Origin of the sequence: Flavobacterium sp., assembly GCF_044371705.1 — a bacterium.
Lineage (GTDB): Bacteria > Bacteroidota > Bacteroidia > Flavobacteriales > Flavobacteriaceae > Flavobacterium.
On the sequence record NZ_JBILTE010000160.1, the window covers coordinates 1 to 5,738 of the forward strand.

Sequence of the window (5,738 nt, forward strand, 5' to 3'; positions counted from 1 at the left end):
GTTCGTAGATATAATTTGACCCATATAAAAATACGTTACCAACAATTTGCACTTGTACATTTCTGTTTCTGCGGTCTTTTTCAACTTCAATGGTTGCGATGTCTTGAAAAGAATCACGACCTACAACTGCCTGCACAATGATTAAGTGGGTAGATCCTTCCACCGATTCAATCACTCGCATATAATCTACTTGATTGTCGCCATTCAAATCAAGATTGGATATTTTTAAAGAGGGATCATTTAATCGTCTTTCAAAATCTTCCAAATCATCTGATTCTCCAAAAACATGGGCAACAGCTCTTAAATCTAAGTTATCACTTACCTCGCTTGAATTAGCTGTAACCGTTGTTCTGTCTTGTGAAAATCCCGCAAGTGTAATCAAGCTGAAAAGGAATCCGAATAGAGGGGCTGTTGTTTTCATGATTTATAGTATTTAAGGTTATTTTAATTCTCTTGTAATGGTATTTGCAATTTCTGTGCCACAAATTGTTTTAGTATATAGAGGCAATATTACAAGGTAAAGTGTTATTTTATTTGGATTTATAATTTACATTTGTTAAAAAATATAACATTATGAGGAGCTTTTGTGAAATATTTATCTTAGTTCTATTTATTGATGGATGTAATGAAGCGAAGAAGATTGATCCCGATGTACGTTTACCTTTTACAGGAGTCGCCCTAGATACATTATATACAAGTGCAATGAGCGTTCGAGCAATTACGCTAGAATCGGATAAAGTTTGGTATGCAACCGATAAAGGTACTTATGGCTTTTGTAGTTATGATGGGTCAGCTAACTATACAGGAAAACTAAAACAAGATACTATTCCACTTCATTTTCGCGGAATTGCTCAAAATAGAAAAAAAATTTTTATAGCAAGCACCGAAAAACCGGCTGTTTTGTATAGCTTTTTAAAAAGCGACCCTAAAAAAGTAACCAAAGTTTACGAAGACACACATCCAAATGCATTTTTTAATGGGATTCAATTCTGGAATGAAAGTGAAGGAATACTTTTTGGCGATCCATTAGATGAGTTTTTAAACATTGTTATTACCAGAGATGGTGGCCAAACGTGGAAGAAAGTGTCTGCACATAAATTACCTAAATTAGACAAGGGAGAGTATGCCTTTGCTGCCAGTAACACCAGTTTAGCTGTCAAAGAAGAACAAGCATGGATTGTGACAGGCGGAACAAAAGCGAGAGTTTTGTATACTCCTGATAAAGGGGAGTCTTGGGAAATATTGCCAACGCCAATGATTGCCGGTGCTCAAATGACTGGAATCTATTCTGTTGATTTCTATAATGATCAATTTGGAATCATGACGGGCGGCGATTATGAGAATCAAACCAATAACTCCAAAAATAAAGCCTTAACCATTGATGGTGGAAAAAGTTGGGTTTTAATTGCAGATAAAGAGGCGTTTGGCTATGCTTCCTGCATTCAGTTTGTTCCGCAATCCGGTGGAACAATGACCGTTGCATTAGGACCCTCAGGTATCTATTCTTCTAATGATAGCGGACTTTCTTGGCTGAAATTATCAGCAATCAATGATTTACATACCTTTAAATTTGTAAATAAAAAAGTTGCCATTGCTGCCGGAAAGAATAAAATTATTCGACTGCGATTTACAACCGATTAATTTCGTCCTTTTTGTGGACCACCACCACCACGGTATTGTTTGAGTAATTTTCTGTTAAAATTGTCTTCGGCTTTTCGAAGTTTTATAATTTTAACTGCACTCAAAACTCCCTTAATATCGGCATTGAATTTTTTTCGTAATTGGTGAAGCTCATCTTCAGTGGCTTCGATTTTGGCCAACAATTGTGCCGCTTCTTTTTCTGAAATAGTCGTTAAATCTTTTTCAAGTCTATTTTGATAACTTCTAATTTTTTCATGACGCAACTCAAACTGCTTTTCTTCAAAAGCATTATAAATGGGCCAGAATTTCTCAGCTTCTGCCGAAGTTAAATCCAATTCAGTGGTAATAAAAGCAGTTTTCAGTGCTTTGATTTGCTCTTTTTTACTAGGGTCATCCTGCGTAAATCCGATGAATGAAAAAAGTAATAATAGGGTTGTAAATATTTTTTTGTTCTTCATAGTTGGTAGGTTTTTATATGACTTACTTCTAAATTAGCAGTTAAAATAATTATTAATTAATTAAATAATTTTCTATATAATCGCTATCTGTTAATAGGGATTCAATTTCTTTGTTATCAATGTTTAAATCTACCTCCAAAGACTGGATATCTTCGTAACTAAGTAATTCGGCCATTTCATGTGCAGAAACAGTACGTGAATAACTTAAATAGTCTTCAATGGATTCATTACTCAGAGTAGTTGTTTTTTGCGATTGTAAAGCATTTGTAATTAGAGGAATCGAAACAGCAAATACAAATACTGCCGCAACAGCGTAGAGCATTTTTTTTCTATAGGATGCAAAAGTAATGACTTTCGTTTCAATGATAGACTCTGAAGGAAGCTCAATTCGATCATATAAAGTATCAAAATATCCCTCCGGTTTTTTAAACCCAGTTGCTATTTTCGGATGATTGTCTAGTTTAAAATCTTTCATACTATTAGGACTCTTTTATGGATATATGGTTTAATGAGTGTTCATATAATTTTCAATTTTTTTAACCGCATGATGATACGATGCTTTTAATGCTCCTACCGATGTATCGAGTATCTCAGACATTTCTTCGTATTTTAGTTCTTGAAAATATTTCATTTTAAAAACAAGCTGTTGTTTTTCCGGAAGTAAACTTATAGATTGATGGAGTTTAAACTGAATTTCATCACCATCAAAATAGTCATCTGCTTTCATTTTCTCGGTTTGCTTTTGGAGTAGTTCCTCACTAGTGGTGTTAAATCTTCTAGACTTTTGTTGCAAAAATGTCAGTGCTTCATTCGTAGCAATTCGATACATCCATGAAAATAGTTTACTTTCTCCTTTAAAGGAACTAAGGTTTCTGAATACTTTTATAAAGGTGTTTTGTAAAACGTCATCAGTATCGTCATGATTCAACACTATTGTACGGATATGATTGTATAAAGGCCTCTGATAGTCTTTCACTAGCTTTTTGAACGCCACCTCTTGCGTTTTTGGATGGAGCAACTCTTGAATAAAGTCTAGTTCGTTTTCCAAAATTACTATTTAGGCATTTGACAGTAGTAATTACAAATAGTTTAAAATCTTTTGTAAAAAAGATAGTTTATTAGCCAGAAGTGTTAGTCGAATTGGAAAGAATACTGGTTGAAACAGAAACACTTGATTTTATAGGTATATAAATTTCAGTAATCCATTCTGAGGGTCGATTTGTTTGAATACTGCTTTTTACATACAATTCCATATAACTACTTGTTTCGCTTTCTTGTAAATTATTCGCTTTCAAATAAGCAAATCCTTTGTCCCTTGCCTCTTTGCTGCGACTATAATCACCTTTTAATGTTACTTTTAAAGCTTGGTAAGTATCGCGTTTGCCACAAGTGGTTTCACTTTCAGGAGAGGTGAAAATTTCTTCGGGAATTTGCAAACAAATAGTAAAAGTAACTTTGTTTTTGGGAATATCATAAGAATCAACAATTACCATAGGATGGCCTATTTTTGTAATAGTGTTTTCCTCAAAAAACAAGTGCATTTTTGGAAATAGTTGGAAGACTTTGGAATAAAAATCAGGTATGGTGGAAACACTTTTTTGTTGCAAATAAAACACTTCATTTACCGTTTGAATACCATCTACTGTAATGGTGTAATTATTTAACTCTTCAGTAAGTAGTTGGTTTAAATTTTTCAAAGTAGCTTTCATGGTTGATTGAATATCCGAATCCTCTCCTTTTGAAAAGAAGCGAGACAATTTGGCTTTAAAATCTAAATCTCCCGAAATGCTCCAAGATACTTCTGTACCTTTTGATGTTTCTTTGAATAACCAATAAGAGTGAAATTGGTTTCCTTGCCATGCTACTTTTTGCACTATACTATCATTTTGGACAAAGGAACTAGTTTTGAAAGAGCCTTCACCGGAAGCATTTTCCCAATCCATAGTGGCTCCAACTCCTACTGAAACTTTAGAAAAGTCAACCTTTGTGGTTGAATCTTTTACTAATACTGAATGAAATTCATCCCAATTTCTATAATCATTCACATAATTAAAAAGAGTAGATTTTGGTAATTGAATAACTAATTTTTGATTCACTGAATACGAACCTTTTTGGGTAAAAAGATACACACTTAATGCAACAAACATTAAGACTAAAAGTAGAAAGATGTATTTTAAGATTCTCATATTAGTAGTTGTAGTGGAACTATTTTTTTAAAAATATTTTAATCACAAAAAGCAAAGCAATAAAAACAATAAATCCGATTAGTACTTTGAAAGCTCCTTTATAATGTAATCGATGCAACGAAATATCTTTTCGATACACATAAATCATTGTAATAATAAAAGCAACAACAAAAAAAGCTGCAAAGATCCACTGGCCTTGAGTAAACATGGGTGTTCAATTTTTCAACAAAAATAGTTAATTGTTTTTGATTGGTAGTTGAATATTGTATTTCAAAATCTAATATTTTTACCCTAAAACAGTATAAATATGCAAAAACAAATTATCGCCGTTAAAGAGTTTCACAAAGCCTTTGAAATTGGCTATAAAGAAGAACCATCTGTTCATTTAGGAGAAAGTAAAAACTTGCTTCGTTTTAATTTAATGAAAGAAGAAAACGAAGAGTATTTTGAAGCTGCCATGAACAATGATATTGTAGAAGTAGCCGATGCGTTGGGCGACATGCTTTATATTTTATGCGGAACCATTATTGAACACGGCTTACAACATAAAATTGAAGAAGTTTTCGACGAAATTCAACGAAGCAACATGAGTAAGTTAGGTGAAGACGGACGACCTATTTATCGTGAAGACGGGAAAGTGATGAAAGGTCCAAATTACTTTAAACCTAATTTTGAGGCTATATTAAAATAATAAAGGTGTTCTAAATCAATTTAGAACACTTTTTAATTTATTTAATCTTTTATCTTATACTTTTACAGTCCAACCAAAAGTATCTTCTGCTATTTTATATTGAATATTGGTCAGCTTTTCTTTTAATTGAATGGCATAGGAGTTTTCTATTTTAGGTAATTCGTAATAAGTTCCCTGATAAGAAAAACCTACAATTGGATTAACCACAGCGGCCGTTCCCGCACCAAATATCTCTTTTAAAGTACCGTTTTGTGCAGCTTCAATAATTTCAGAAACTAAAACGGAGCGAACATCAACACTCAAACCTTCTCTTTTTGCCAAATCTATTAAGCTTTTACGTGTCACACCATCCAAAATTCGTTCACTGGTAGGTGCTGTATATAAAGTATCATTGATTCTGAAAAAGACGTTCATGGTTCCTGCTTCTTCCAACTTGGTATGTGTGGCATCATCGGTCCAAATGATTTGTTGGAATCCTTTTTCATTGGCCAATTTGGTAGGATAAAATTGAGCAGAATAATTGCCGGCCGCTTTTGCAGCTCCAATTCCACCATTGGCAGCTCTGCTGTAATGTTCTGCAATGATTACTTTAACTTCGCCTGAATAATAGGAACGAGCTGGAGATAAGATAATCATAAAACGGTATTGAGTAGATGGCTGTGCGATAACTCCTGTGCCTATCGCAATCATAAACGGACGAATATATAAGGTGTTACCCTTACCTTTCTTGACCCAATCTTTCTCTAAACGCAATAACTCGTG

8 protein-coding genes and 1 pseudogene are annotated in these 5,738 nt (G+C 33.6%); 2 read left to right on the forward strand and 7 right to left on the reverse strand.

Annotated features, from left to right (window positions below; genetic code table 11):
• Positions 1-421, reverse strand: a pseudogene (locus ACIQ2S_RS10415) (hypothetical protein); the annotation flags it as partial.
• Between the two features lie 152 nt (positions 422-573).
• Between ACIQ2S_RS10415 and ACIQ2S_RS10420 the strand changes: the two are divergent.
• The gene (locus ACIQ2S_RS10420; RefSeq protein WP_396175700.1) at positions 574-1,641 is read left to right on the forward strand and encodes a WD40/YVTN/BNR-like repeat-containing protein; all 1,068 of its coding nucleotides are present in this window, start codon (positions 574-576) and stop codon (positions 1,639-1,641) included.
• Here the strand turns inward: ACIQ2S_RS10420 and ACIQ2S_RS10425 are convergent.
• The 5 genes from ACIQ2S_RS10425 to ACIQ2S_RS10445 form a co-directional block, all read right to left on the reverse strand.
• Positions 1,638-2,099 (reverse strand): sensor of ECF-type sigma factor, encoded by a 462-nt coding sequence (locus ACIQ2S_RS10425; RefSeq protein WP_396175702.1) that lies wholly within the window; start codon positions 2,097-2,099, stop codon positions 1,638-1,640. The two genes, ACIQ2S_RS10420 and ACIQ2S_RS10425, sit on opposite strands and share 4 nt — an antisense overlap.
• 52 nt (positions 2,100-2,151) lie before the next feature.
• Positions 2,152-2,574 (reverse strand): hypothetical protein, encoded by a 423-nt coding sequence (locus ACIQ2S_RS10430; RefSeq protein WP_396175704.1) that lies wholly within the window; start codon positions 2,572-2,574, stop codon positions 2,152-2,154.
• A 30-nt stretch (positions 2,575-2,604) separates the two neighbouring features.
• Positions 2,605-3,147 (reverse strand): RNA polymerase sigma factor, encoded by a 543-nt coding sequence (locus tag ACIQ2S_RS10435; protein WP_396175706.1) that lies wholly within the window; start codon positions 3,145-3,147, stop codon positions 2,605-2,607.
• Between the two features lie 70 nt (positions 3,148-3,217).
• On the reverse strand, positions 3,218-4,285 hold the full coding sequence (locus ACIQ2S_RS10440) for a hypothetical protein (protein WP_396175708.1): 1,068 nt from the start codon (positions 4,283-4,285) through the stop codon (positions 3,218-3,220).
• Between the two features lie 19 nt (positions 4,286-4,304).
• Complete coding sequence (locus ACIQ2S_RS10445) at positions 4,305-4,493, reverse strand: hypothetical protein (protein WP_396175710.1); 189 nt, start codon at positions 4,491-4,493, stop codon at positions 4,305-4,307.
• A 99-nt stretch (positions 4,494-4,592) separates the two neighbouring features.
• On the opposite strand from ACIQ2S_RS10445, the gene ACIQ2S_RS10450 reads away from it, so the two are divergent.
• Entirely contained in the window at positions 4,593-4,976 is a 384-nt protein-coding gene (locus tag ACIQ2S_RS10450) for a hypothetical protein (protein ID WP_396175712.1), read from the forward strand.
• Positions 4,977-5,030: 54 nt separating this feature from the next.
• Here the strand turns inward: ACIQ2S_RS10450 and ACIQ2S_RS10455 are convergent.
• On the reverse strand, positions 5,031-5,738 hold a 708-nt coding region (locus tag ACIQ2S_RS10455; RefSeq protein ID WP_396175714.1), incomplete at its 5' end, for an aminotransferase class IV.